The organism is Exiguobacterium sp. BRG2, assembly GCF_031844245.1.
Lineage (GTDB): Bacteria > Bacillota > Bacilli > Exiguobacteriales > Exiguobacteriaceae > Exiguobacterium_A.
Genome location: NZ_JAUZUW010000006.1, coordinates 1 through 23139, shown reverse-complemented (window position 1 = coordinate 23139; position 23139 = coordinate 1). Strand labels below are relative to the sequence as shown.

At 46.4% G+C, this 23139-nt stretch carries 25 protein-coding genes and 1 riboswitch; of the genes, 13 read left to right on the top strand and 12 right to left on the bottom strand.

Features of this window, described 5'->3' with window-relative positions; translation table 11 throughout:
* Positions 1-9: 9 nt before the first annotated feature.
* The 3 genes from Q9R23_RS09435 to Q9R23_RS09425 form a co-directional block, all read right to left on the bottom strand.
* The gene (locus Q9R23_RS09435) at positions 10-894 is read right to left on the bottom strand and encodes a hypothetical protein (protein WP_290757324.1); all 885 of its coding nucleotides are present in this window, start codon (positions 892-894) and stop codon (positions 10-12) included.
* A 98-nt stretch (positions 895-992) separates the two neighbouring features.
* Positions 993-1544, bottom strand: a complete 552-nt coding sequence (locus tag Q9R23_RS09430) for a maltose acetyltransferase domain-containing protein (protein WP_311246957.1) — start codon at positions 1542-1544, stop codon at positions 993-995.
* A gap of 122 nt (positions 1545-1666) precedes the next feature.
* Positions 1667-2551, bottom strand: coding sequence for an SDR family oxidoreductase (locus Q9R23_RS09425; protein ID WP_290757319.1), 885 nt, complete (start codon positions 2549-2551; stop codon positions 1667-1669).
* Between the two features lie 132 nt (positions 2552-2683).
* Between Q9R23_RS09425 and Q9R23_RS09420 the strand changes: the two genes are divergently transcribed.
* Positions 2684-3157 carry a VOC family protein gene (locus Q9R23_RS09420; RefSeq protein ID WP_311246956.1) on the top strand — a complete coding sequence of 158 codons (474 nt, stop codon included), beginning with the start codon at positions 2684-2686 and terminating at the stop codon, positions 3155-3157.
* A 153-nt stretch (positions 3158-3310) separates the two neighbouring features.
* Here the strand turns inward: Q9R23_RS09420 and Q9R23_RS09415 are convergent, their stop codons facing one another.
* Positions 3311-4660 (bottom strand): FAD-dependent oxidoreductase, encoded by a 1350-nt coding sequence (locus Q9R23_RS09415; RefSeq protein WP_311246955.1) that lies wholly within the window; start codon positions 4658-4660, stop codon positions 3311-3313.
* Positions 4661-5071: 411 nt separating this feature from the next.
* Here Q9R23_RS09415 and Q9R23_RS09410 point away from each other — a divergent pair, with 411 nt between their 5' ends.
* Positions 5072-5689, top strand: coding sequence for a YitT family protein (locus Q9R23_RS09410; RefSeq protein WP_311246954.1), 618 nt, complete (start codon positions 5072-5074; stop codon positions 5687-5689).
* A 101-nt stretch (positions 5690-5790) separates the two neighbouring features.
* Positions 5791-6357 (top strand): GNAT family N-acetyltransferase, encoded by a 567-nt coding sequence (locus tag Q9R23_RS09405; protein ID WP_311246953.1) that lies wholly within the window; start codon positions 5791-5793, stop codon positions 6355-6357.
* Between the two features lie 213 nt (positions 6358-6570).
* Here the strand turns inward: Q9R23_RS09405 and Q9R23_RS09400 are convergent, their stop codons facing one another.
* Positions 6571-7746, bottom strand: coding sequence for a hypothetical protein (locus Q9R23_RS09400; protein WP_311246952.1), 1176 nt, complete (start codon positions 7744-7746; stop codon positions 6571-6573).
* A gap of 151 nt (positions 7747-7897) precedes the next feature.
* On the bottom strand, positions 7898-8425 hold the full coding sequence (locus tag Q9R23_RS09395; RefSeq protein ID WP_311246951.1) for a type III secretion system chaperone family protein: 528 nt from the start codon (positions 8423-8425) through the stop codon (positions 7898-7900).
* A 202-nt stretch (positions 8426-8627) separates the two neighbouring features.
* On the opposite strand from Q9R23_RS09395, the gene Q9R23_RS09390 reads away from it, so the two are divergent.
* From Q9R23_RS09390 to Q9R23_RS09380, 3 genes are all read left to right on the top strand, one after another.
* Positions 8628-11081: a CoA-disulfide reductase gene (locus Q9R23_RS09390; protein WP_214856635.1), complete on the top strand. Its 2454-nt coding sequence runs from the start codon at positions 8628-8630 to the stop codon at positions 11079-11081.
* A 181-nt stretch (positions 11082-11262) separates the two neighbouring features.
* Positions 11263-12708: an alanine/glycine:cation symporter family protein gene (locus Q9R23_RS09385; protein WP_311246950.1), complete on the top strand. Its 1446-nt coding sequence runs from the start codon at positions 11263-11265 to the stop codon at positions 12706-12708.
* An 86-nt stretch (positions 12709-12794) separates the two neighbouring features.
* Positions 12795-13256 carry a YfbM family protein gene (locus Q9R23_RS09380; RefSeq protein ID WP_214856632.1) on the top strand — a complete coding sequence of 154 codons (462 nt, stop codon included), beginning with the start codon at positions 12795-12797 and terminating at the stop codon, positions 13254-13256.
* 122 nt (positions 13257-13378) lie between these two features.
* Here the strand turns inward: Q9R23_RS09380 and Q9R23_RS09375 are convergent, their stop codons facing one another.
* A complete protein-coding gene (locus Q9R23_RS09375) occupies positions 13379-14191 on the bottom strand; it encodes an aldo/keto reductase (RefSeq protein ID WP_050678472.1) in 813 nt (270 codons plus the stop codon).
* A 159-nt stretch (positions 14192-14350) separates the two neighbouring features.
* Here Q9R23_RS09375 and Q9R23_RS09370 point away from each other — a divergent pair, with 159 nt between their 5' ends.
* Positions 14351-14554, top strand: a complete 204-nt coding sequence (locus Q9R23_RS09370; RefSeq protein WP_035412176.1) for a hypothetical protein — start codon at positions 14351-14353, stop codon at positions 14552-14554.
* Positions 14555-14593: 39 nt separating this feature from the next.
* Here Q9R23_RS09370 and Q9R23_RS09365 read toward each other — a convergent pair whose 3' ends face one another.
* The gene (locus Q9R23_RS09365) at positions 14594-15904 is read right to left on the bottom strand and encodes a Na+/H+ antiporter NhaC family protein (protein ID WP_290757300.1); all 1311 of its coding nucleotides are present in this window, start codon (positions 15902-15904) and stop codon (positions 14594-14596) included.
* A gap of 81 nt (positions 15905-15985) precedes the next feature.
* Positions 15986-16090: riboswitch (SAM riboswitch) on the bottom strand.
* Between the two features lie 69 nt (positions 16091-16159).
* Positions 16160-17128 carry a metal ABC transporter solute-binding protein, Zn/Mn family gene (locus tag Q9R23_RS09360; RefSeq protein ID WP_214856628.1) on the bottom strand — a complete coding sequence of 323 codons (969 nt, stop codon included), beginning with the start codon at positions 17126-17128 and terminating at the stop codon, positions 16160-16162.
* Positions 17129-17297: 169 nt separating this feature from the next.
* Between Q9R23_RS09360 and Q9R23_RS09355 the strand changes: the two genes are divergently transcribed.
* On the top strand, positions 17298-18287 hold the full coding sequence (locus Q9R23_RS09355; protein ID WP_214856627.1) for an alpha/beta hydrolase: 990 nt from the start codon (positions 17298-17300) through the stop codon (positions 18285-18287).
* Between the two features lie 17 nt (positions 18288-18304).
* On the top strand, positions 18305-18895 hold the full coding sequence (locus Q9R23_RS09350; protein ID WP_035412184.1) for a histidine phosphatase family protein: 591 nt from the start codon (positions 18305-18307) through the stop codon (positions 18893-18895).
* Here the strand turns inward: Q9R23_RS09350 and Q9R23_RS09345 are convergent.
* Positions 18892-19383, bottom strand: coding sequence for a YwpF family protein (locus Q9R23_RS09345; RefSeq protein ID WP_035412187.1), 492 nt, complete (start codon positions 19381-19383; stop codon positions 18892-18894). The genes Q9R23_RS09350 and Q9R23_RS09345 overlap by 4 nt on opposite strands.
* Before the next feature lie 141 nt (positions 19384-19524).
* Between Q9R23_RS09345 and Q9R23_RS09340 the strand changes: the two genes are divergently transcribed.
* Positions 19525-19851, top strand: coding sequence for a hypothetical protein (locus tag Q9R23_RS09340; protein WP_029342848.1), 327 nt, complete (start codon positions 19525-19527; stop codon positions 19849-19851).
* Positions 19852-19902: 51 nt separating this feature from the next.
* Here Q9R23_RS09340 and Q9R23_RS09335 read toward each other — a convergent pair whose 3' ends face one another.
* Positions 19903-21354 (bottom strand): nicotinate phosphoribosyltransferase, encoded by a 1452-nt coding sequence (locus Q9R23_RS09335; RefSeq protein WP_214856625.1) that lies wholly within the window; start codon positions 21352-21354, stop codon positions 19903-19905.
* 17 nt (positions 21355-21371) lie between these two features.
* The gene (locus Q9R23_RS09330) at positions 21372-21905 is read right to left on the bottom strand and encodes a cysteine hydrolase family protein (protein WP_035412192.1); all 534 of its coding nucleotides are present in this window, start codon (positions 21903-21905) and stop codon (positions 21372-21374) included.
* 162 nt (positions 21906-22067) lie between these two features.
* Here Q9R23_RS09330 and Q9R23_RS09325 point away from each other — a divergent pair, with 162 nt between their 5' ends.
* The 3 genes from Q9R23_RS09325 to Q9R23_RS09315 are packed head-to-tail and all read left to right on the top strand — an operon-like array spanning position 22068 to position 23116.
* The gene (locus tag Q9R23_RS09325) at positions 22068-22343 is read left to right on the top strand and encodes a 4a-hydroxytetrahydrobiopterin dehydratase (protein WP_035412195.1); all 276 of its coding nucleotides are present in this window, start codon (positions 22068-22070) and stop codon (positions 22341-22343) included.
* Positions 22333-22833 carry a hypothetical protein gene (locus Q9R23_RS09320; protein ID WP_035412198.1) on the top strand — a complete coding sequence of 167 codons (501 nt, stop codon included), beginning with the start codon at positions 22333-22335 and terminating at the stop codon, positions 22831-22833. Before Q9R23_RS09325 ends, Q9R23_RS09320 begins: the two co-directional genes overlap by 11 nt.
* Before the next feature lie 19 nt (positions 22834-22852).
* Positions 22853-23116 (top strand): hypothetical protein, encoded by a 264-nt coding sequence (locus Q9R23_RS09315; protein ID WP_035412200.1) that lies wholly within the window; start codon positions 22853-22855, stop codon positions 23114-23116.
* Positions 23117-23139 lie beyond the last annotated feature (23 nt).

Genomic DNA, 23139 nt, shown 5'->3' with positions numbered 1-23139 from the left:
TTTTAATGATCATTCATCGATTTCTGTTACTTCGTCTGATGCGTTCAACTCGAGTTTGACGGCACCACCAACTCGGACGTCATCATCCTGTTCCATGTTTGATGCACGAGAGTACGATTTTTGCGTACCATTCTGTTCAATGATGATCTCTTGATTCGTTATTTTAGAGAGTGTACCGCGGACTTCTTGCTCCCGTGCATCGTCACGGTCTTCATCGCGTGCATCATTACGATTTTCGTCGTCCTCTTCCCGATCAAGCTCACGGACTTGACCATCTGCATTCAATTCGATTTTTACGATATCCCCAGATTTCACAGTGTCACGTTCCACACGATCCGCCATCGCGTAGATCGTCTCTTGTCCATCTTGTTCGAGTGTCAATTCACTTTGTGATAGGGCACGAAGAACACCGTACCGTTCATTCGCATCGTCCAATGAATCATTTGAGCGATTGCCATCGTCCTCTCGGTCATTGCGATCATCTTGATCTTCTCGCTCAAGTTCCGTGATTTGCTGATTCGCATTCAGATCGATTTTGACCCAATCCTCTTTTTGCACGGCTTCACGTTCTACTGACGAAGCAAAGTCATACGTCTGAGCGTCACCGTTAACGTCGATCGTCATCGAACGATCCGATAGTTTCTGCAATGTGCCTTCGATTTCTTGATCGTCACGCATTGAAGCAGGAAGCTTTTGTTCGACTTGGCGCGAAGCAGCTGCGACTTTTTGCTCTGCCTGCTGCGAAGTGGTGACCGTCGAGTTGACGAGAGAGTGTCCTGGACCTGTGAAGAGTAGGAACGCACCAGCTCCTGTTAAGACTGTACCCGTTATGGCAAGTGTAGCGATTCCTTTTTTGAAGTATTTATTTCCTTTATCTGTTCGTTTTTCAGTCATGATGATATCCTCCTTTAAGTAGTGGCTGTTGTTCTTATACATAGAATAACCAGACCACGTGAAAGGAAGCTGAGGAACAGATTAGAATTTGATGAGAATTAGATCGTCTTGATGATCCGAGCTGGATTTCCGCCAACGACGCTGTTTGCCGGTACATCCTTGACGACGACACTTCCTGAGGCAATAACTGCATTATCTCCGATCGTCATACCGGGATTGATGACCGCGCGTCCACCGATCCAGACATTGTTCCCGATGACGACCGGTTTTCCTAATTCATAACCGCTATTGCGCTCGACAGGATCGAGTGGGTGGGTCGCGGTATAGATATGTACACCTGGAGCAAGCATGCAGTTGTCGCCGATCGTAATCGGACAAATATCGAGCAAGACACAGTCATAGTTGGCATAAAAACGAGCCCCTAACGTGATGTTGTAGCCATAATCACATTTAAAGGTCGGTTCGATGTAAAAGTCGGCTTGCTCCGTCTGAAATAATTGCTGCAAAAGCATCTTTCGCTTGGCACGATCATGAACACTCAATTGATTGAACTCATAGCAGAGCGATTGTGCCCGGATGCGGTCGGCCACGAGTTCCGGATCTTGTGCTAAATAAAGTTCCCCTTGAATCATCTTTTCTTTTTCAGTCATCTGATTCACTCCTTCATCGTTATTACTTTCATTAGACTAAATGGCACCGGGTGATGCAACTGATATCCCGTTAAGACACGCGAAAACAGGATAGCCGAAGCTACCCTGTCGAGATTCGATCCTTATGCTAACTCGATTCCACCTGTGACACCATAGATTTGCGCTGTAACATAGCTTGCAGCGTCTGAAGCGAGGAAGACATAGACATCGGACAGTTCGACCGGTTGACCACTTCGTTTTAGTGGTGTTTCCTGTCCGAACTCTGGAATGTTCTCGCTTGGCTGACCACCCGAGATTTGAAGCGGTGTCCAAATCGGACCAGGTGCGACGGAGTTGACACGGATTCCTTTTGGCGCGACTTGTTTAGCGAGTCCACGTGTGAAACCGTTAATGGCAAACTTCGTCGAAGCGTAATCCAAGAGATTCGCGCTTGGATTATATCCTTGGACAGATGTCGTCGTGATAATCGAAGCGCCTTCCTTTAAGAGTGGCAAGGCTGCCTTGACGACCCAGAAGAGGGAGAAGACGTTGATTTCGTATGTCTTGCGTAATTGCTCCGTCGAAAGGTCGAGAATGTTTTCGACAGCTTGTTGTTTACCCGCGACAAGTGCCAAAATGTCGAGTCCGCCGAGTGATTCGTGTGCTTCTTTGACGAGTTGTCCACAGAACGCTTCATCACTTAAATCACCAGGTAAGAGATATGCTTTTTGTCCCGCTGCTTCAACGAATGCTTTGACTTCTTCAGCATCCTGTTGTTCTTCCGGTAAGTAGTTAAGGACGATGTCAGCCCCTTCACGAGCGTAGGCGATTGCTGCTGCTCGGCCGATGCCGGAGTCGCCACCCGTAATCAGTGCTTTTTTGCCGATCAATTTGCCAGAACCTTTATAACTCTCTTCTCCACAATCGGGAACAGGTTCCATTTTTGCTTGAACCGCTGGGGCGTCCTGATATTGTTTTGGGAAATCGTCATTGAAGTATTGTGTTAACGGATTTTTCGATGCAGCCATGTAAACATTCCTCCTGAAAGTTGGTTTTGGTATAGGTTGTATGTTCCCCTCAACAAGTCGGATTAAACGTTTTTGATGGTAGTAAATTTGGAAATTGATGGCTTACACTAGAAAAAGAGGAGTGTGAAGAAGATGATTGCTGGACTGTATGAAGCCCATTTACCGGTCAAAGAGCTCGAACGATCGATTGTCTTTTACGAAGAGTTAGGTCTTGAATGTGCGTTCCGAAATGAACGCGTCGCTTTCTTTTGGATCAAGCACGGTAAGAGTTGGTTAGGGCTATGGAAAGCAGGTCAAGCTGGGTTACCGTATCATCCGTCGATTCGCCATGTTGCGTTTCGGGTGGAACAAGAAAATATCGACAAAGCACAGGACTGGTTAAAGGAGAGAGGGATTGAAGTTCGATCAGCCTTCGGTGTAGCAGGAGCTGATCAACCGCTCGTTCTCGATAATCATCCACATGCGCACGCAGCAATCTACTTCGAGGATCCAGATGGCAATTCACTCGAATTGATCGCACCGTTACGCTTTGATATGGAGACGATGAACGGAACGATGTCGTATAAGGACTGGCAACATCTTTATCAGACTGAAACGAAAAAATGAAGAGATGACAGTAACGTTCAGTCATTGATTATGCATTCAAATGGCAAACATGCATGACGTGTTCTTTTATAGAAAACGGTTCGAAACGAACAAAAAAGTGCAATCTTTCTCCTCAATAGAGAAAAATTGCACTTAATCTATCTTGCAATAAATTTAGACACGAGCTGATTGGCGCTCGTTCATTGCTTGTAGAGCTGCTTGGTTTAGTAAGTTCCATGGTTTGTTGTAGTGCGGTTGGAAGAAGAAATCGACGAAAGCGAGCTCTTCAAGTGTCATGTCATTTTGAATCGCGACAGAAAGTGTGTTCATGGCCTGTGTCAAATCAACTTTTGAGATGATTTGTGCACCGACGACACGATGTGTTGCCGTCTCGAAGACGAGCTTTAATTGGACGTCTTCTGCTGTTGGCATGAACTCTGGACGATAGGCATCGGTAACTGTCGTGCTGCTCACTTCAAGTCCGAACAAGGGTGCCGCTTCTTCTGTCAGACCAGTCGACGCGATGTTCAAATCATATAAGCGAAGACCAGATGTGCCTTGTGTTCCTTGGTAACGAATCTTTGGAGCAAGTAAGTTTTTCCCGATGAGCGTACCCATCCGGACAGCATTCGTTGCAAGTGGGATATAGGCATGTGTCCGAGCTGGGTTGTAATAGACGGCACAGCTGTCACCAGCAGCAAAAATATTCGGGTTGCTCGTCCGCATATAATCGTCAACGATGATGGCACCGTTCGGTAACATATCGATTTGTCCTTTTAAGAGTTCCGTGCTTGGACGGAAACCGACACAGAGAATGACGAGATCCGTTTCGAATGTGCCTTTGTCTGTGACGACGTGTGTCACAGTACCGTTTTCCCCTTTAAAGCTTTGGACGGTTTGTCCAAGTTCGAGGTGAATACCGCGATTTGTCAATTCGTGTTCGATGACGTCAGTGAACGAACGGTCAAGGTATTTGTTGAGAATGCGATCTGCACTATCGATGAACGTGACATCTTTTCCGTAGGCTTCAAACGCTTCGACGAGTTCAGCACCGATATAGCCTGCACCAACGACCGTGATGCGCTCTGCCTCTGTCGCTTTTTCAATGATTGTTTGAGCGTGATGATAGTTTTTACAGAGCTCAATTTGATTTAATTCGATGCCAGGAAGCATCGGAATGATTGGCCATGATCCAGTTGTCATGATGAGTTTATCGTACGTATCGTGAACGACTTCACCAGTCATGAGGTTTTTCGCAACGATCGTTTGACGTTCACTATCGATTTCAAGTACATCATGTTTCAGACGCATCTCGGCGCCGAGCTCAGCAAGTTCACTTGGTGACGAGTAGAATAGCGATTCCGCGTGCTTGACGACACCACCGACGTGAAGTGCGATCCCACAAGAGAGAAACGATACATTGTCATTCCGCTCATAAACGGTAATCTCGACATCTTGTTGTGAAGCGAGTTCTTTGACTGCTGCTGTTCCTGCGTGTGTACATCCGATGACTGCTACTTTCATGGGTAAAGTCTCCTTTGTGTTTTGTTTGTGATGTAAATCACATTCATTTGATATACTTAGTGTAATCCTTCACAAGTTCACTTTCAAGTAGTTTGTTCAACATTGAGCATAATCTTGTCTAAATTGTGAATAAGTGAGCAAAAGTGTTTGGATTGTGTGAAGAATGCGTAAAACTGTTTTAGTTACTGAAATTCGGGTTATAATGAAAATAGATTTTTAATGAAGGGGTGGAAACCGATGGATACCGAGAGGACCAATCATCTATTCAGCTTACCTGATTTTTAGCAGTACCGGTCAAGACGAACAAGACGGTAATGGCTTATAAAAATCAGGGAGAGCGAAAATAGATGAATACCCAAACGGGACGTATAAAACCTCTCCCACGATGTAAATGGGAGAGGACAATAAAACATGAAACGAATCGCAACCATCTTAACCGGGACGCTCATCATGGCGTTTGGTTACTACACATTGAATGAACAGTTCGGATTAGCAGAAGGCGGCTTTATCGGATTATCGTTGCTCGGTCGATACTTTTTTGATATCAATCCTTCGATCTCGATGATCGTGCTCGATATTCCATTTTTCATCGGTGCCTTGTACTTCAAAGGCAAGCGCTTCGTCAGTGAAGCATTGCTATCAGCAGGTGCGTTATCACTCTTTTACGAGATGTGGCACCGACTTGATTTGTTCCACTTTCCAGAACAGGCTTGGCCAGCGACACTCATCGCAGCGATCGCTAGCGGAATCGTGACCGGATATGGTCTCGGACTTGTTTTGAAAAGTGGAGCAGCGACAGGTGGAGACGATCTACTGTCGATGGGACTCAGTAAACTGACAGGTCTATCGATCGGGACGATTTTGTTCGGACTCGACGCCATCGTGTTAGTGATTTCACTTGTTTATCTGCCACTTAGCTTGACATTATACACATTACTAGCCGTAGCGATCGCCGGTCGTGTTGTTGCTGTCATGACACGGGAGCCGATCATCGTACCGGCACCTGTCGTAAAGAGAGTGACGCAGTAAAACGGAGAATATCTAAAAAAATCATGTATCGGATTCGACATCGTCGAGTCCGATTTTTCAGGTTCATTAATTAGAAAATAAGTTCAAAGGAGAACGATTAGATGATTCGACAAGCAGATGCTTCTGAAGCACAACAGATTGCCCCGTTGATTGAGCAAGCGATTCATGAGATTGCTGAGACATTGACGGGAACGACAGAAAAAGAAGAGGTTCTAAAACGACTTGCTTATTTCGTTTCTCAAACAGGTAACCGACTAAGTTATGAAAATATCCGTGTGAAAATCATCGAAGATAAAGTAGCGGGTATCGTGATTGCTTATGCAGGGATGGATGCCGAACAATTAGACGAGCCAATCAAAGAACAACTGAAACGTTGGACGGGTCAAGATGTCCAGATCGACGTCGAGACGGAAGGACCGGTTTATTACCTGGATACCTTATCAGTGGATGCGCGTCATGGTGGAAAAGGAATTGGTACGGAACTGTTGCAGGCAGCAGCGGAAGAAGGCGAGAAACGGGGACTAGAAGCGTTCACCTTAAACGCTGATCAAACGAACGTGGGAGCGCAGCGACTGTATCGCCGTCTTGGCTTTAAACCGGTCCGGACGATTGAAATTAGCGGCGGTACCTTTGATTATATGGAACGTCGTTACGATATACAGCAATGAAAAACCATGTCGATCTCCACAGTGTCATTCGGGAATCGACATGGTTTTTATAGTCATGCCATCATGGCGTCGTTAGTTGATACAGAATCGCTAGCGCGTCTTCTGGTTCGTATCGGGCATCACTCGTAAAGCGGAAGCTCGGTGTGACTTCCCGTCGCATATCCTAGACATGAAGAGGTTCACCTTAGCACTCCGTTTTCATAACATTTTTGCTTAGTTAAATGGTTTGAGTGCGTCCTTAATCCGTTCACCTATCATTTTGGCCTTGACGTCACCTTTTTCAACGAGCGCGAACCATTCGTCCGCATCTTTAGTGATTTGCGCTACTTTTTCTTTACTGAGACGGTTTTCAAGCGTGGGTTTCATCGCAACGATGAACAGGTTAGCTTCCATTGCTTTTGCCCGTGCTGTATCGATGTCTTTCTTCTCGATTGCTTCTTGTGTTTCTTCATGAGATTCGTCGACTTTTTCCGTCAACGCTTGTGCGAATAATCCTTCGATTTCTTTATAAGAAACGTCAGCTGGTTTTGTCTTCGAGAAGTCATAACGTTCTTTTAGTATTTTAACAGCCTCTTCCTCGCCATCCGCTAAAGATTTTTCAACTGCAAGGAGGGAAGCATATCCTTCTGCTTGCCCTACCTGTAATTCTTTTTCGTTCTTCCCGCTTTTGACACCATCCTCGATTTTTTGAGCATAATCGAGTGCAGTCAAGTAGAACGAACGATAAATCGATTTATCCGTCACTTGTTTCGCGACATTGAAGTCACCGATTTTTTTAGTATCAATGGCTTCTTGCTGGGCAGATAGACCGGAAGTAATTGCTTGAGCAATCGTGTCTTCGTTTTTGAACTCGTAGCTTTCGTCGCACTTTTTCGCTGTCGGGATGAAAACGGTCTTTGCCATTGCTTCGATATCTTTGAGTGCTTCTGTTGCAGCTTCAGGTTTACCCGCAACGAGTGCTTCTTCAGCTTTTGCTTGATTTGCCTTTTGTAATTGATAGAAATAGGATTGTAGACCTTTATCGACGAGTTGACGTGCGATGTTCTGATCGAGATCCTTCGCTTCAACATCTACTAAAGCGGATTGAATGACTTGGTCGATTTCTGGTGCTACCGTTTTGACACCACCTTTTAGTTTTGCTTCATAACTCGTCTTGACCATCTTCCAATCGATTGCTTGTCCGTCTTTCGCTTTGTCGAGTTCTGCTTTGATCGAGCTGTAAATCGTCAATTCATCTATCAATGTCGTTGCAGCGATTCCAGCATCCGCTGATTTCGTTTCTGTCGACTGCTCTTTTTTCGGTACAGTCGTATCGGTTGTGTTTGAACCGCAGGCAGCTAAGATGCCAGCTAACATAAAAATCGAAGCTACTTTTATGCGCTTTTTCATAATCATGACCTCCTACAAAAGTGATAAGAAGTTTCTATCATATAGTTGTTTTCAGAAATCTGAACGTAAGGAGAATGATTCGTATTTTTAATTGAACTTTAAATAAAAAACGGCTTTGGAATAAGAATCCAAAGCCGTCCAAAATCAAAAATCAGAACTGTTCATACAGTTTTGTCAAATACGTGTAGACTTCGTCCGATGCTTGGAACATCATGACAGAATGTCCGAAGATCGCTGCTGGATTGAAGCCGTGATCAAGATCAATCGTCGATGCGATCGTGACATCACGGTCGCTATCGAGAACGACGCGGAAGTATTTGAACTCTTGGTTGAAATCGTTAATGGCATTAAGAATAGGAAGATCCTCGACACCATCTGGTACGTGTGTCGCTGTACGAGCGAACAATTCAACATCTGTCGTCGTCTTACTGAAGACAATCATCATCATCGGTTCTGCTCCAGCAGGTGTTTTTTCTTGTGTCATGAAGAAGACGTGTGTTTCATTCTCGCGCGCTTCCATTGGAATGCCTTTTTCGACGAGGAAAGCTTGGAAAGCTTCTAAGTGTTGTTGCTGTTGTGGCGCGATTCCTTGTTCGTTTGTTTCGGGTTGACGATCTTGGTGAATCGGTGTCACTTTATTGTTCTCGTTTGATTCGTTCGAGTTACGTTCCTGGTCCATTGCAAAATCCCCCTTTATATACTATAGATTTAGTTTCAAGCATTTCAGAAGGAAATGCAACTAATGTCCGTTCAGATAGGAAGAAAATACAAAAACGAATGGGATATGTCATATCTGTGAAGCTGCAAGCAACTGACTTGAAAATACATACCTAACAGGGTATATTGAGTGGCAGATAGTACTTCAAGGAGGAATCATTTAGATGAAAACGATCATCGTAGGTGGCGTCGCAGGTGGCGCAACGGCAGCGGCACGACTGCGCCGGATTGACGAAACGGCAGAAATCATTTTGCTCGAGCGCGGAAAAGAGATCTCGTTCGCGAACTGCGGACTGCCTTACTATATCGGAGATGTCATTAAAGATCGCAATAAATTACTCGTCCAAACGCCAGAGGGGATGCATGCACGATTTAATTTAGACGTCCGTAACTTGTCGGAAGCGATTCGGATCAACCGTGAAGCGAAGACTGTCACGATCCGTAACGTTGACACAGGTGAAGAATACGATGAATCGTACGATCATCTGATTCTTTCTCCAGGTGCAAAACCAATTCGTCCGAACATTAAAGGACTGAGTGATGCAACAAATGTCTTTACGTTACGCAACATTCCGGATACGGACCGGATGCGAGAATACGTCGATACGACGCGTCCGGAACGGGCAGTCGTCATCGGTGGAGGATTCATCGGTCTCGAGATGGCAGAGAATCTTGTCGAACGTGGGGCACACGTTACCCTCGTTGAAATGGCAAACCAAGTCATGGCTCCGATCGACCCAGAAATGGCGGCGATCGTTCATGAACACCTTCGGGCAAAAGGCGTCGAGCTGATTCTAGAAGATGGCGTCGCTCGTTTTGAAGAAGCAGGTCGTCGTGTCGTCTTGACAAGTGGACGCGTGATTGAGACAGAGATGAACATCCTATCAATCGGTGTCGCACCGGAGAGCACGCTCGCAGCAGATGCTGGTTTAACGCTTGGAATCAAACAGACGATTCAAGTCGACAATCAACTGCGGACATCCGATCCGTCGATTTTTGCGATTGGTGACGCGATCGAAGTTAAGGATTTTATCACGAAGGAAGCGACACATGTGCCGCTCGCATGGCCTGCGAACCGTCAAGGGCGTCTCGTCGCCGACATCATTGCCGGGCGCGATGTCCGGTACAGTGGAACGCTCGGTACAGCAGTAGCGAAAGTCTTCGATTTGACAGTCGCTTCTACCGGTAACAACGAAAAACGATTGCGTCAGCTCGGTATGCGTTATGAAGCGATTCACCTCCATCCGGGATCCCATGCGGGTTACTATCCAGGGGCGAGTCCCATTTCGATGAAGCTGTTATTTGATCCGATCGAAGGAACGATCTACGGAGCGCAGGCAATCGGCATGACAGGTGTCGAGAAACGAATCGATGTCCTCGCGACAGCGATTAAAGGTGGATTGACAGTGCTTGATCTACCAGATCTTGAACTATCATATGCACCGCCGTATAGTTCAGCAAAAGATCCGGTCAATATGGCAGGATATATTGCGTCGAACATCGTGCTTGGTGACAGTGCGAACGTTCATTGGCACGAAATCGATAAAATCGTCGCAAACGGAGGTTTGTTACTCGATGTCCGTGAACCATCGGAAAACGAGTTAGGCGCGATTCCGGGATCAGTCAATATCTCGTTACCGACGTTACGTGAGAAGTTGACTGATCTGCCGAAGGATCAAACGATCTATGTGACATGCCAAGTCGGATTACGTGGATATGTTGCAAGTCAACTGTTGCAACAACACGGTTATGATGTGAAAAACTTAAGCGGCGGATACAAAACATGGTCGGTCGTGCATCGTGATCAAGAAGCACGAAGCCAAGCGAAGGAGGAGACTGCTGTGACGGTAACGAAACGTGAGCCAACAACGAAGACTTCACCAGAACAAGTGGCGCTGCTCGATACGTGCGGTTTACAGTGCCCAGGTCCAATTTTAGAGCTGAAAACAAAAATCGATCAGATGACGGACGGCGAGCAAATTTTTGTCAAAGCGTCGGATCCGGGATTTTTACCGGACGTTCAAGCATGGGCGAAAAAACTAGGACACACAGTCCATTCAGCGGAGATGAATCAAGGGGTCGTTGAGGTCTTGTTTGAAAAAGGGCAAGGGGAGACACCTGCTGCAACACCGGTTCAAGTCAATCCGGCAGATGATGCGACGATGGTCGTCTTTAGTGGTGATCTGGATAAAGCACTTGCATCTTTCGTCATCGCACAAGGTGCACAAGCAATGGGGAAGCAAGTGACGATGTTCTTTACGTTCTGGGGCTTGAACATCATTCGAAAACCGGATGCACCGGCAGTCGAGAAAGCCGCTATTGAGCGGATGATGGGGATGATGATGCCGAAACACGCCGGGGAACTGCCACTCTCAAACATGAATATGGCAGGTGCTGGTCAAAAAATGATGAAAAAAGTCATGAAGGATAAACAAGTCGATGCACTCGAGACGATGATGGCAAAAGCGCAAGCGGCGGGTGTCCGCATGATTGCCTGCACGATGTCGATGGATATCATGGGCATTAAGAAAGAAGAACTCCTCGACGGCATTGATTACGGTGGTGTCGCGAGTTATCTCGGCGCAACAGATGGTGCTAACCTGAATCTGTTCATCTAATAAAAGAATTAACTATGTGAGCGTGTTAAACCTGACATCTGATGTGAGGTTTAACACGCTTTTTATGTTCTGAGTTATAAGTGAGTTTGATTTTTCAAAAAAAATTGCGTATGATAAATCACATGTGAAAAAAACTTACATAGAAATAGAGAGAAAAGATGAATGAAAGTGAGGAGATTCGATGGAAAAAGAAGTGATGAAATTAGTAAATCGAGCAAATGATTACTTATGGACGAACGTATTAATTGTTTTACTCGTTGGACTAGGCATTTATTTTACATTCCGGATGCGGTTCGTTCAATTTCGAATGATTCCGGAGATGTTACGCTTACTGTTCCAAGGAACGGATAAAGGGAAAGATGGCGTATCGCCATTCCAAGCATTTGCGATCAGTACGGCAGCACGTGTCGGTACTGGTAATATCGCAGGTGTCGCGGCAGCAATCGCACTCGGTGGACCAGGAGCGGTCTTCTGGATGTGGTTAATCGCCTTGATCGGATCGGCATCGGCATTCGTTGAAAGTACACTCGCTCAAATTTATAAAGTGCGTGATGATAAGGCGTGGCGTGGGGGCCCTGCCTATTATATGGAGAAAGCACTTGGTCAACGTTGGTTAGGAATCTTATTTAGTGTCTTGATTACGATCTCATTCGGATTTGTCTTCAATTCCGTTCAATCGAATACGATCTCGCTTTCTCTTCAAAATCAATATGGCTTTGATAAGACATGGATTACGGTCGGACTGGTCGTGCTGACGGCACTCGTCATCTTTGGTGGCGTCCGTAGCATTGCAACCGTCGCGTCGTTCCTCGTACCGATCATGGCCGGTGGTTATATCCTGATCGCGCTCTATATCATGGCGACGAATCTTGAAGTACTGCCAAGTATTTTTAAATTGATCTTCCAAGAAGGTCTATTCGAATTCAAGACACTCGCAGGTGGTGCAGTAGGTGCAGCACTCTTGAACGGGATTCGCCGTGGTTTGTTCTCGAACGAGGCCGGTATGGGTTCGGCACCGAACGCAGCAGCAACGGCTGAAGTCTCCCACCCGGTCAAACAAGGCTTGATTCAATCATTCGCGGTCTTCGTTGATACGTTGATGGTCTGTTCGGCGACAGCGATGATTGTTCTCGTCAGTGGTGTTCCGACAAAAGATGCGAATGGAGATGCCTTAGTCGGTATTGATTTAGCGCAAGGGGCACTTGCGTCGCAAGTTGGATCACTTGCGACAGGATTCATGGCACTTGCCATCTTCCTCTTTGCCTTTAGTTCTGTCGTTGGAAACTACTATTACGGTGAATCGAACATCACGTTCATCCGTGACAATAAACAGGTCATGATGGCATACCGTGCACTCGTCCTCGTCATGATCGTCTTCGGTTCACTTGTCGAGTCGGCTAGTCTCGTGTGGGCTTTAGCGGACATCTGTATGGGACTGATGGCAATCGTTAATCTATATGCGATTTTCCGTCTCGCAAAAATCGCGAAGCTTGCGCTCGATGATTACGCGACACAACGAAAAGCAGGAAAAGAGCCGCGTTTCTATGCGGACTCGATTCCGAACTTGCCAGGAAAACATACGCTTGAAGCATGGCATGGGTCAGAAGAAGACGAAAAAGCGATCTAAGAAAAGGGAGTCAGAGAAATCTGGCTCTTTTTTTTGTATAGAACGAATTTAAAAAGGGAATACAGAGTACAGAAGGGAGGGGGAGAATGGAAAACGTACATTTCGTTCGCGTCACGGATGCGGTCTGGGAGTCGTTCGGAAACGATCCCCACATCATCATGGACTGGATATTATTCATTCATGAGACACAACCCGACCATGAACAATTGTTTGCCCTCGAACAAACGAATGCCATCTACCATTTGATGAATCAAATCGATATCTATATTGATCAGGACACGCACTATAATCTAGGGCGAGCGATCATTGGTGAAGAGTTGATCGTCAATGAGGAAAAAGCGGCAATCGTCGGGATTCTTCCTTTACCGCTTTTGATCATTTCCGCTGAAGTGATGCGAAACTTCGATCAACGGGCACTCGCTTCGATTCATGATGAAGCTGGAATACCGGGCGAATTCGAATATGTCTGGGAGCAGTTCGCCGATCTGCGTGCCTATTTTCAAAAGGCAGAAGAAGCGGAAGATACGATTTTGATTTATTACGTATGACTAGTACCATCTATAAAAAAGAGACCCGCTTCCAAGTCGTCGACTGGAAACGGGTCTCTTGTCGTTCATCTAAATCAAGATGACTTCACATGGAAATCACTCTTTTTACAATAATTTTTAGATTAAAAATCGATTTCGTCTGGATCCGGTCCGAGGCGGACATCCGTTGCTAGACGATCAATTTTCTCAAGATCATCGGCATCGAGTTGGAAATCAAAGACGTCGAAGTTTTCTGCAATGCGTTCTGGTGTGACGGATTTTGGAAGAGCAACGATACCGTTGTCGAGGTGCCAGCGCAAGACGACTTGTGAAGGTGTCTTACCATGCTTCTCTGCGATTTCCTTGAAATCGTTGATTTCGAGGAATTTCCCTTGCATGAGTGGACTCCATGCTTCGACTTGGATGTTGTGATCTTGCAAGTATTCGTGCAGTTCGTGTTGCGGCAATTGTGGATGCAATTCGACTTGGTTGATCATTGGTGCCATCAAGCCCTCTTCTGCCAATGTATCGAGGTGATGTTCCTTGAAGTTCGAGACACCGATCGCTTTGATCTTGCCTGCTTCATACAGTTCAACCATTGCTTTCCACGCTTCGATATAGCCTTCGACTGGCCAGTGGATCAGGTAGAGATCAAGGTAGTCTGTTTCGAGACGTTCGAGCGATTCTGCGAATGCTTCCTTCGTCCGACCGGCACGAATATCATCGTTCCAGACTTTTGACGTTAAGAAGAGATCCTCACGTTTCACGCCGCTTTCTTTGATTCCTTTTGCGACACCGCGCTCGTTTTTATAGACAGCAGCTGTATCGATATGACGATAGCCGACACGTAGTGCTTCAGCAACAGCAGCGGGTGCTTCTGTTTCTTCGTCTACTTGCCAGACACCGAATCCGATTTGGGGAATCGTAATACCGTTTGAAAGTTTTGCGTATTGCATGTGTTACTCCTCCTCATAAAACGTAGTTTAGATTTGCTCGTTTAGTTTAGCACGAACGAACGAAACCGTCCGTTTCCATGCTCATGGAGGAATAGAATGGGTTAAAATAAAAGAGAATTCATCACATCTGACTGTATGTCAGAAAGAGGGGGAGAAAGGATGGCTCAAAAGAATAAAAAGCTATCAAAGGGAGCTTGGCTTAGTATTAGTGCCTTGTTGGTCACGCAAGCAGTTAGCCTATTTTTCAGTGCACGAAAATCAGGACGTAACCCGTGGGTATGGGGAGGCGCGGGACTCCTTCAGTTTCCACTTCCAGCAATCGCGTATTTGATTTTAGAACGACAAGCGAAGCAGAAAAAATAATGAAACAGGTCCGATCACCATGATCGGACCTGTCGTTGGTTAAGAAGAGATTTTTTCCTGTTGAGCAACTGATTTCTTCGGACGTGGGAAACCAAAGATGATGGCAATCGATCCACAGACGAAGAGCAGGAACGGATAGAACAGATACGGAATCAGTTCCGGTGAAGCCGTCTTCGTCAACTCTGCTGCGATCAAGAGTTGTGCCCCATACGGAATGATACCTTGAATCCCACAAGAGAAGATATCAAGAATACTCGCTGATTTCTTGCGATCGATTTCATACGTATCGGCGATTTCAGCCGCGAGTGGTCCAGCGACAAGAATCGAGATCGTATTGTTCGCCGTTGCGAGGTTCGTTGCACTGACGAGTGCCGCCATACTGAATTCGGCACCGCGACGCTGTGAAATCTTGCGCGTCAACGTCTCCTTCAAGTAGGCGATTCCACCGTTGAACGTAATCAAACTGACGAGACCACCCATGAGGAGCGTCAAGATTGAAATCTCTGCCATGCCCATCATTCCTTTTGACATCGAAAGGACGAACCCACTTAAACCGAAGCTACCGTCAATCATACCGATGATGCCAGTGAGCAATGTACCACCGACGAGAACGAGGATGACGTTAACACCAAATAGTGCAAGGACGATGACGGCGAGATATGGAATCAATTTGTAGAACTCGAATGCTTTAGCCGTTACCGCATCGCCAGAACCAGAAACGAATGCGAGTAAGATGACCGTCAAGATGGCAGCCGGGAGAACGATCATGAAGTTCGTCCGGAATTTATCACGCATGTTCGTTTTTTGCGTTCGAACGGCAGCGATCGTCGTATCTGAGATGAACGACAAGTTATCGCCGAACATCGAACCCCCAACGACTGACGCTGCTGCGATTGCGACGTTGATGCCTGTTGCTTCATGAATACCGAAGGCGATCGGTGCGAGTGCAGCAATCGTTCCAGTCGAAGTTCCCATTGCCATCGAGATGAAGGCAGCGATGACGAACAGACCGCTCATCAGGAGTGACGGAGGTAGGAACGTTAAGGCAGCATTGACGGTCGCATCAATGGCGCCGATTGCTTCTGCCGTTCCAGAGAACGTACCGGCTAATAAGAAGATGAAGACCATAATCATGATATCGGGATTTCCGGCACCGGTTGCGATTCGTTCAACCGTTTGATTAATCGATCCTTTCGTCGTGATTGCAGCAAAGATCAGCGCGATCAAAGCAGCGATAAGAATCGGGAATTTGTAAAAGTCGTCATAGAAGATGCCGGCTCCGATGAAGAGGACCAGAAATACGACGAGGGGAAGCAGTGCCCATTTGTTAGGCGTGATCATTTCATTCATTGTTGACACCTCGTTTCTCAAAGATACAAAAAAAGACCCCTTCGCAAGAAAGAAGGAGGTCTTTATGAAATAAAGACGCTCTTCTTATCTCTCAAGCTTTCGCTTGCTGGATTTGGCACAGTACGAATCAAATCGTCCGCTGCCGAAACATCATTGGGCCAGTCCCTCCGTTTCTCGCGATAAAAAGAAGTCATTCAATTGTTGTAAAACACGTTTCTTACCGTACCGCATTGAGTAACGCGTGTCAACTGTACTTTACTGAAGTGCCTGTTCTAACGTCTGGACGTTTTCTTCCATCAACTTAAAATACGAGCTGTTTTGCTGCGATTTCGTCACCGACTCGAGGTTATGGATCGTCACGGATTTAGCTCCGATTTCTTTTTGGATGACACGCGCAACCTTTGGTGAAACCGTTTCTTCGAACGCGACGTATTTCAAATCATGCATCCGCGCTTCTTTCACTAAAGCAGCCAGTTGCTTTTGTGAGGGTTCATCGGAAGGGGAAATTCCGGCGATTGGAAGCTGCGTGAAACCATATCGTTCGGCGAGGTAACCGTAAGCTGCATGTGTGACGAGAAGTTCTTTTTTTGATCCGTCAGCGACGGCTTGCTTGAACTCTTTATCGAGTGCGTCAGCCTGCTGATCGAACGCTTTCAGGTTTTTTTCGAATGTTGCTTTGTCTTTTGGTACTTCTTTTGATAAGGCGACTGTGATAGAACGTGCCATTGCTTTGGCGTTGACAGGATCAAGCCAGACGTGTGGATCGTATTTTCCATGATCGTGTCCTTCCTCTTCGTGCGCCTGCTCATCTTCTGTATGTCCCTCTTCTTCATGTGCGTGAAGCGTAGCATCCGATTCCAGCAAAGTGACATCCTTACTCGTCTCGATGAACCGGACGTCCGTGCCTTTTAGACTCTCTTGGATTTTTTTTGAATAGGGTTCAAGTGTCGTACCCGTCAAAAGGAAAAGGTCACCTTTGGCAATCTCAGTGAGTTGCTTTGACGTCGGTTCATAGGAGTGCGGATCTGCTCCAGGTGGGACGATCATCTTGACGTTGACTTGATTACCACCGATTTCACGGGCAATGGCAGCTGTTGCGAACGTCGATGTATAGATTTCCGTCTTTTTATCATCTGAAGTCGATGAATCGGTGTTTGATCCACAAGCTGCGAGGATACTTGCGCTCGCGAATGCGACCGTTAAAGCAGGAATGATTTTTTTCATTATATGTTACCTCCGTTATTAAAACGTAATTATTCCGATTTGGACTTTTTCACTATAGCGGAACGTTTGAGAAGCGTCAAGTACGAATACCGAGACGTTCGACTTCTTTTAAAACGGGGTAAAAGGATAATAAAGTGAAGGAATTGGTACGTCTTTTGGAGGTGATCAAGTGAAACGTGAAACTGCATGGCTAATGGGGGGAGCTGCACTACTAACGACGGCAGCTGCGGGAGCAAGTATCTGGAACAATTACGGTGCATTACTTCGATGGACTGAACCCGCCTTGCCAATCACAGAAAAACAACTCGCATCGCGGACACTCACTTACAAACAAGTGGGAGACCGTACCTTACAACTCGATCTCTATTATCCGCCGGGGGAAGGACCGTTTCCGGTCGCGATCTACGCGCACGGTGGCGCATTCGTTCGTGGAGAGCGCGAGGATCTGTTCTGTTTTAGCCCGATCGTTGATCGCCTGCTTGAACTTGGGGTTGCTGTTTGTAGTATCGATTATCGTCTGTTTGAAGAAGGCAGTTATTTTCCGGATAATCTCGAAGATGTACGGGATGCCTTATGCTTTTTGAACAAAGAAGCAGAAGATCTTCGCATTTTAAGAGGACGGATGATGGTATGGGGAGACTCAGCCGGAGCTGCACTCATGCTGACGACGGCACTTGCCCCATCTGCTTTCGTTGGTGAGCGAGATGAACGACACATGCCATTGATTAGTGGTGTCATTGCCTTATATCCACCGACGAATTTTTTATTGTTTACTTTCATTCAGACCTGGATCGCTCACATTAAGTTTTATAAAGGTGGACGGGAAGAATGGCGCAAGCTCATGACCCACGTTTCACCTGTGACGCATCTCTCGTCAGACGCCCCACCGATCATGCTCCTGCATGGCAAAAAAGATCCAATCGTTCCGTTTTCCCAAGCTCTTCACTTCGTTGAAAAAGGAGCCGATGTCGGAGCTGATGTCCGTTTGTTTTCTTTTCCGAACGGTACCCACTCACTTGCTAGTTTTGCACAGACCGAAAATCCATTGAAAATTGAACGACTTCTCGAACGAATTGAACGCTTCACTTGTCAGGTGTTGTTATTGCCACCGCGACAACTTCCCGATGAAAAACATGATACAATCAGTCATATTTCTTGAATGAAGGAGACAGAGACATGACTGAAATTTGTTTAGTGCGACATGGTCAGACGGATTGGAACTTAAATGAGCGAATCCAAGGAAGAGAAGATATCCCGTTGAATGCAACAGGAAAAAGACAAGCGGAACTCAGCGCCGCTTATCTAGCCAATGAAAAGTGGGATGTCTTGCTAGCAAGTCCGTTGTCCCGCGCTGTTGAAACAGCTGAAATCATCGGACGTGCGGTCGGATTGACGATCACAGCGACCGATGATCGACTCGTCGAGCGTGAATTTGGTGCCGCTTCCGGTGAACCGGTTGCGTCGATTTATGAAGCTGTTCAAGCGAACGATACGAAACGTGTTCCAGGTCTTGAAACGGAACAAGCGATTCAGGATCGCGTATTCGAAGCATTACAGGAAGTGACACGAACGTATGAGGGGAAACGAATCTTAATCGTCTGTCACTCGCATACGATCAAAGCAGCCTTATCGTCGATTGATGAGACATTCAGTTACCGGACACCTTTGAAAAATGCATGTGCGAATTATATCCAATATACGGACCACTATACGATTGATCGAATCAATGTAGCGGATCACATCACGGACGAAGTCGAAAAACCTTAAGAAATCGGTGTTTCTGGATGTTCTGCTAGATACTGTTTAAATGTTTCTTTAGCGATACTCGTGATATGTGCACCGCGTTTTGAACGACGATCCTTGTATTCTTGGACGAGTTCCTCACCAGCGAATCCATCCTCAACGACTTCACGTAAGATCGATTCGGATAAATCATTCTTCATCATGACCATCTTACCAGTGAAGACATAGGAGACGTGTTCGCTTAAGGCAGTCCGTTCAAGAGGCGTGACGATCATCGCGGCAGGGTCATTATCGGGTCGTGAGATCGTGATTTCAATCAAAGCACGTAAATGTTTTGTGAACAATTCATCGACGATCGGCTGATCGCTCGAAGGAACGACGATTTCTGCGACCCATTGTGCCGTTTGTTCGGTACTGACCGTTAGTCCATCTTGAATGGCGACGGGAATCGTCGTATCACGTCCTGACTCGTCCATTAAAATGCGCAATGTGCATAATTTAAAGGTTTTCATGAAAAAATGCCCTCCCTTGATCGCTTACGATTTTTCTACAGTATACCGTGAGGAATGTGGGACGGGAAACTTTTCCTGACGAAATTCGTGTGAACTATGTTTAAATAAGACTAGATATTACTAACAGGAGGATCGTTCATTATGCCGCAAGTACTCATTGGAATATTAGGAATCCTGGGTATTGTCTTACTTGCCCACCATATCATCATGTATTGGCATGCTGAACCGACAGACCGCCCGACGCTTGCATATCGCATTGCGCTCCTGATTGCCTGTTTGCTACTCATTAGTGGAAGTGATCATTTAATCAGTATTTTTTACGCGGATTCCTTAGCAGAATTCGGTCAACGCATAACGTATATCGTCTTCATCGGAGGTGCGCTTGGTTTCGCGTGGTACTTTCGTAAGAAGATGGAACAAGCGCCAACAGAAATGACACCTGTCGGAAACGAAGCAGGATTAACATGAGAAAAGCGCCGTTCATCCTGAGAGAGGAAGAACGGCGCTTGTTTGTGCGTCTTATTTTAAACCACTCGCGAGTCGTGTTTCCCGAATCATGTCGAGTTTGAGTTTCCAGAGACGGTCACTGAATGTGACGGCATAAATCTCTGGCAAACGGAGACGTTTGTACTCCTCCCAAAGACGACCAATCTGCGTTTCATGGAAGTGACGGATCTCTTCAATCGTTGGAACTGTATAAATTAGCTCTCCATCTTTGAAGATCGGTTCAAGCAAGCGTTCGACCTTGAACTGCTCTACACGGTTACGGAACGATGGGTCCCGGACGTCGATGAGATCGACGGCTTCAAGTGTCGATGGATCCTCATCCATCAACGTCACGTAATCCCCTTTAAACTTATCCGTCACCGGATCGATGATGCGATAGACTTCCTTGATGTGTGGTGTCGTCGTCTTGGCTTTTGACGAGGACACTTTGATGACAGGCGTGAGTTCGCCGTCTACTTCACGTGCGACCAGTTTATAGACCATTCCGAGAGCGGGTTGCTCGTAAGCTGTAATACCACGTGTTCCGACGAGGAACGTATTCGCTTGGGCGCCTTGGATGCGCAAATCTTGGATGACGTACTCATCGAGATCCCCTGACAAGACGATGTCGACTTCTGGGAAGCCGGCTTCGTCAAGCATGTTACGAGCACGTTTTGACAAATAAGATAAGTCACCAGAATCGATCCGGATTCCGCGCAGTTTATGTCCTTTGGCTTGGAGTTCCTTTGCGACCGTAATGGCATTCGGCAGACCACTCTTGAGTGTGTCATACGTATCGACAAGTAACGTCGTTTGATCCGGATAGTGAGAAGCAAATGTCCGGAATGCTGTTAGTTCATCATCATGGAATTGAATGTCGGCATGTTCCATCGTTCCGCCACATGGGATTCCGAAATCGCGTCCTGCTGAAGCAAGACTTGTGACGTCAAAACCAGCGAGGTACGAAGCACGCGTTCCGAAGTAAGCAGCATCGATGCCTTGCGCACGTCGGGCACCGGCTTCAAGAAACTTCGCACGGGGTGCCGATTGACGAATGCGTGCGTACTTCGTCGCGATGAGTGATTCATGGTTCGCGATGTTCAAAATTGCGGTCTGTAAGAGTTTCGCTTCAAAAATTCGTGCCTCGATCCGAATCAATGGTTCGTTCGGGAAGACGATCTCACCTTCTTTGACACTGGAAATCGAACCGTTGAACTTGAATTGACGCAGTTCATCCTTGAATTCATCTGGGAAGCCGATCATCTCTTGCAAGTACGTGATGTCTTCTTCCGTGAAACGGAGTGTTTGAATGTACTCGATGATGTTCTCAAGACCCGCAAAGACGACATACCCTCCTGCAAACGGATTCGAACGGTAGTAGACATCGAAGACGGCACGTTCATTGTGACGTCCTTCTTTCCAGTAGATATACATCCACCGTGGTAAGTATAGATCGGTATGGAGTGCAAGATTACGTTGTAACATAACGGACAAATCCCTTCTTATTCGCCGACGACTTCTGCGCCGATCGATTGTTTAAAGTGTGTAAGCGCCCAGTCGTGACCCGTCGCGTTAAAGCTTGCGACCGCATCGGCATGGACGACGATATGATATCCGAGATTGTAGGCATCAACAGCTGTATGAAGGACACAGATGTCCGTACAGACGCCAACGAGGTGGACTTCGCGGATACCACGTTCACGCAAGCGTAAATCAAGGTCCGTCCCGGCGAACGCACTGTAACGCGTCTTATCAATGATGTGATCAGCGACACGTGCCATGGCTGCGACTTTCCCAAACAAATCACGTCCATGTGTTCCGCGAATATTATGCGGCGGGAAAAGGACAGTTTCCGGATGGAACGTATCACCTTCCTCATGAATATCGTTGGCAATGACGACGTAGTCCTCTGTTGAAAATTCCTCCATCAATGTAGCGATCCGGTCTTCAATCGCCTGTCCTGGTTTTCCACAAGTCAGCTTCCCTTCGTCAGCAACGAAGTCGATCGTGTAATCAATGACAATCAGAGCGCGCATGTGCGTGAGCCCCTTTCGGTTTTGAATTAGTGTTCTCTTTCACATTGTACTCTATCTCACATAGAAGGCGAAAGGAAGAAATCGGATACAAACAGGTATAGAGAAGTAATAGAATGGGGTATAAAGTATAGGACGAAAATGATAGTAGAGGAGGAGAAAGGGATGGCTAGGTTGAATGAGTATGAAGTGGAAGAGCGTCTTGAACGATTGCAGGATTGGAGTATCGTCGATGATGAAATCGTCCGAACGTATACACTTCCATCGTTTCCTGCTGCACTGGATTTCGTACAGGAAGTCGGGAGTATCGCCGAAAACTTGAATCATCATCCACGGATCGTAATTGACTATAAAAACGTCACACTTGCGGCGACGACTCATGATGAAAATGGATTGACGGAAAAAGACTTTCAACTTGCGGAGGCCTGTGATGCCATCTAAACTTTCGATCACATTCGGTAGCGGTTCGTTTGTTGAACAAATTCGTTCTCGGGATGCTCATATTCGTGTTGCTAGCGGGAGCGGTGACGCTATCCTCTGGATAGAGACGGACTCGAAATCACCTTTTCAAAGTGGCAATACCTACACGTTGCTCGAATCACGTGGAAATTTTTCGGATGAAGGCAGTCTCTTCTACTGGTCGATTCCGGCAGATCAAAATAGCGGAGATTTATTCGTACATCAAGTGATGTCGAATCCAAAAGTCATTGGAGCAGAATATGGTGGCTTCCAGGCTTTTCGGATTGGACGTGTCGAGAAGGGGACAGATCTCGTCTTATTGATTCAGTTCCATGAGACAAGCGACGGGGCTCGTTATGCAAAATCAGTTGAACGTCTCACGGTAGACCAGTATGCTGAAGAGGCAGGGAAGTCGTTCGCGCCTTCTCCCGTCATGAAACGGTATCAAATCGTACCACCAACAAATGAGTGAGATGCAGGGGGACTAACAGATGAAGAAGAACTATTTTGTCGTAGCAACACTTGGTGGCGCACTTGTCGGCGCTACTTTATCACTACTGCATAAAGATACGCGTCAAGCGCAGTTCACGGCAGTGAAACGAACATTCAGTGGCGCAGGAACACAATTGTCTGCTGTCAAACAAGATCCGAAAGGACGCTTTGAGGAATTAAAAGCACTTTATACGGATAATCAGGAGACGATCCATAACTTGATTGATGATGTGAAGGACTTGGCAGAAGTTCTACGCAAATAATCAAAAAAAGGACTTACGCATGT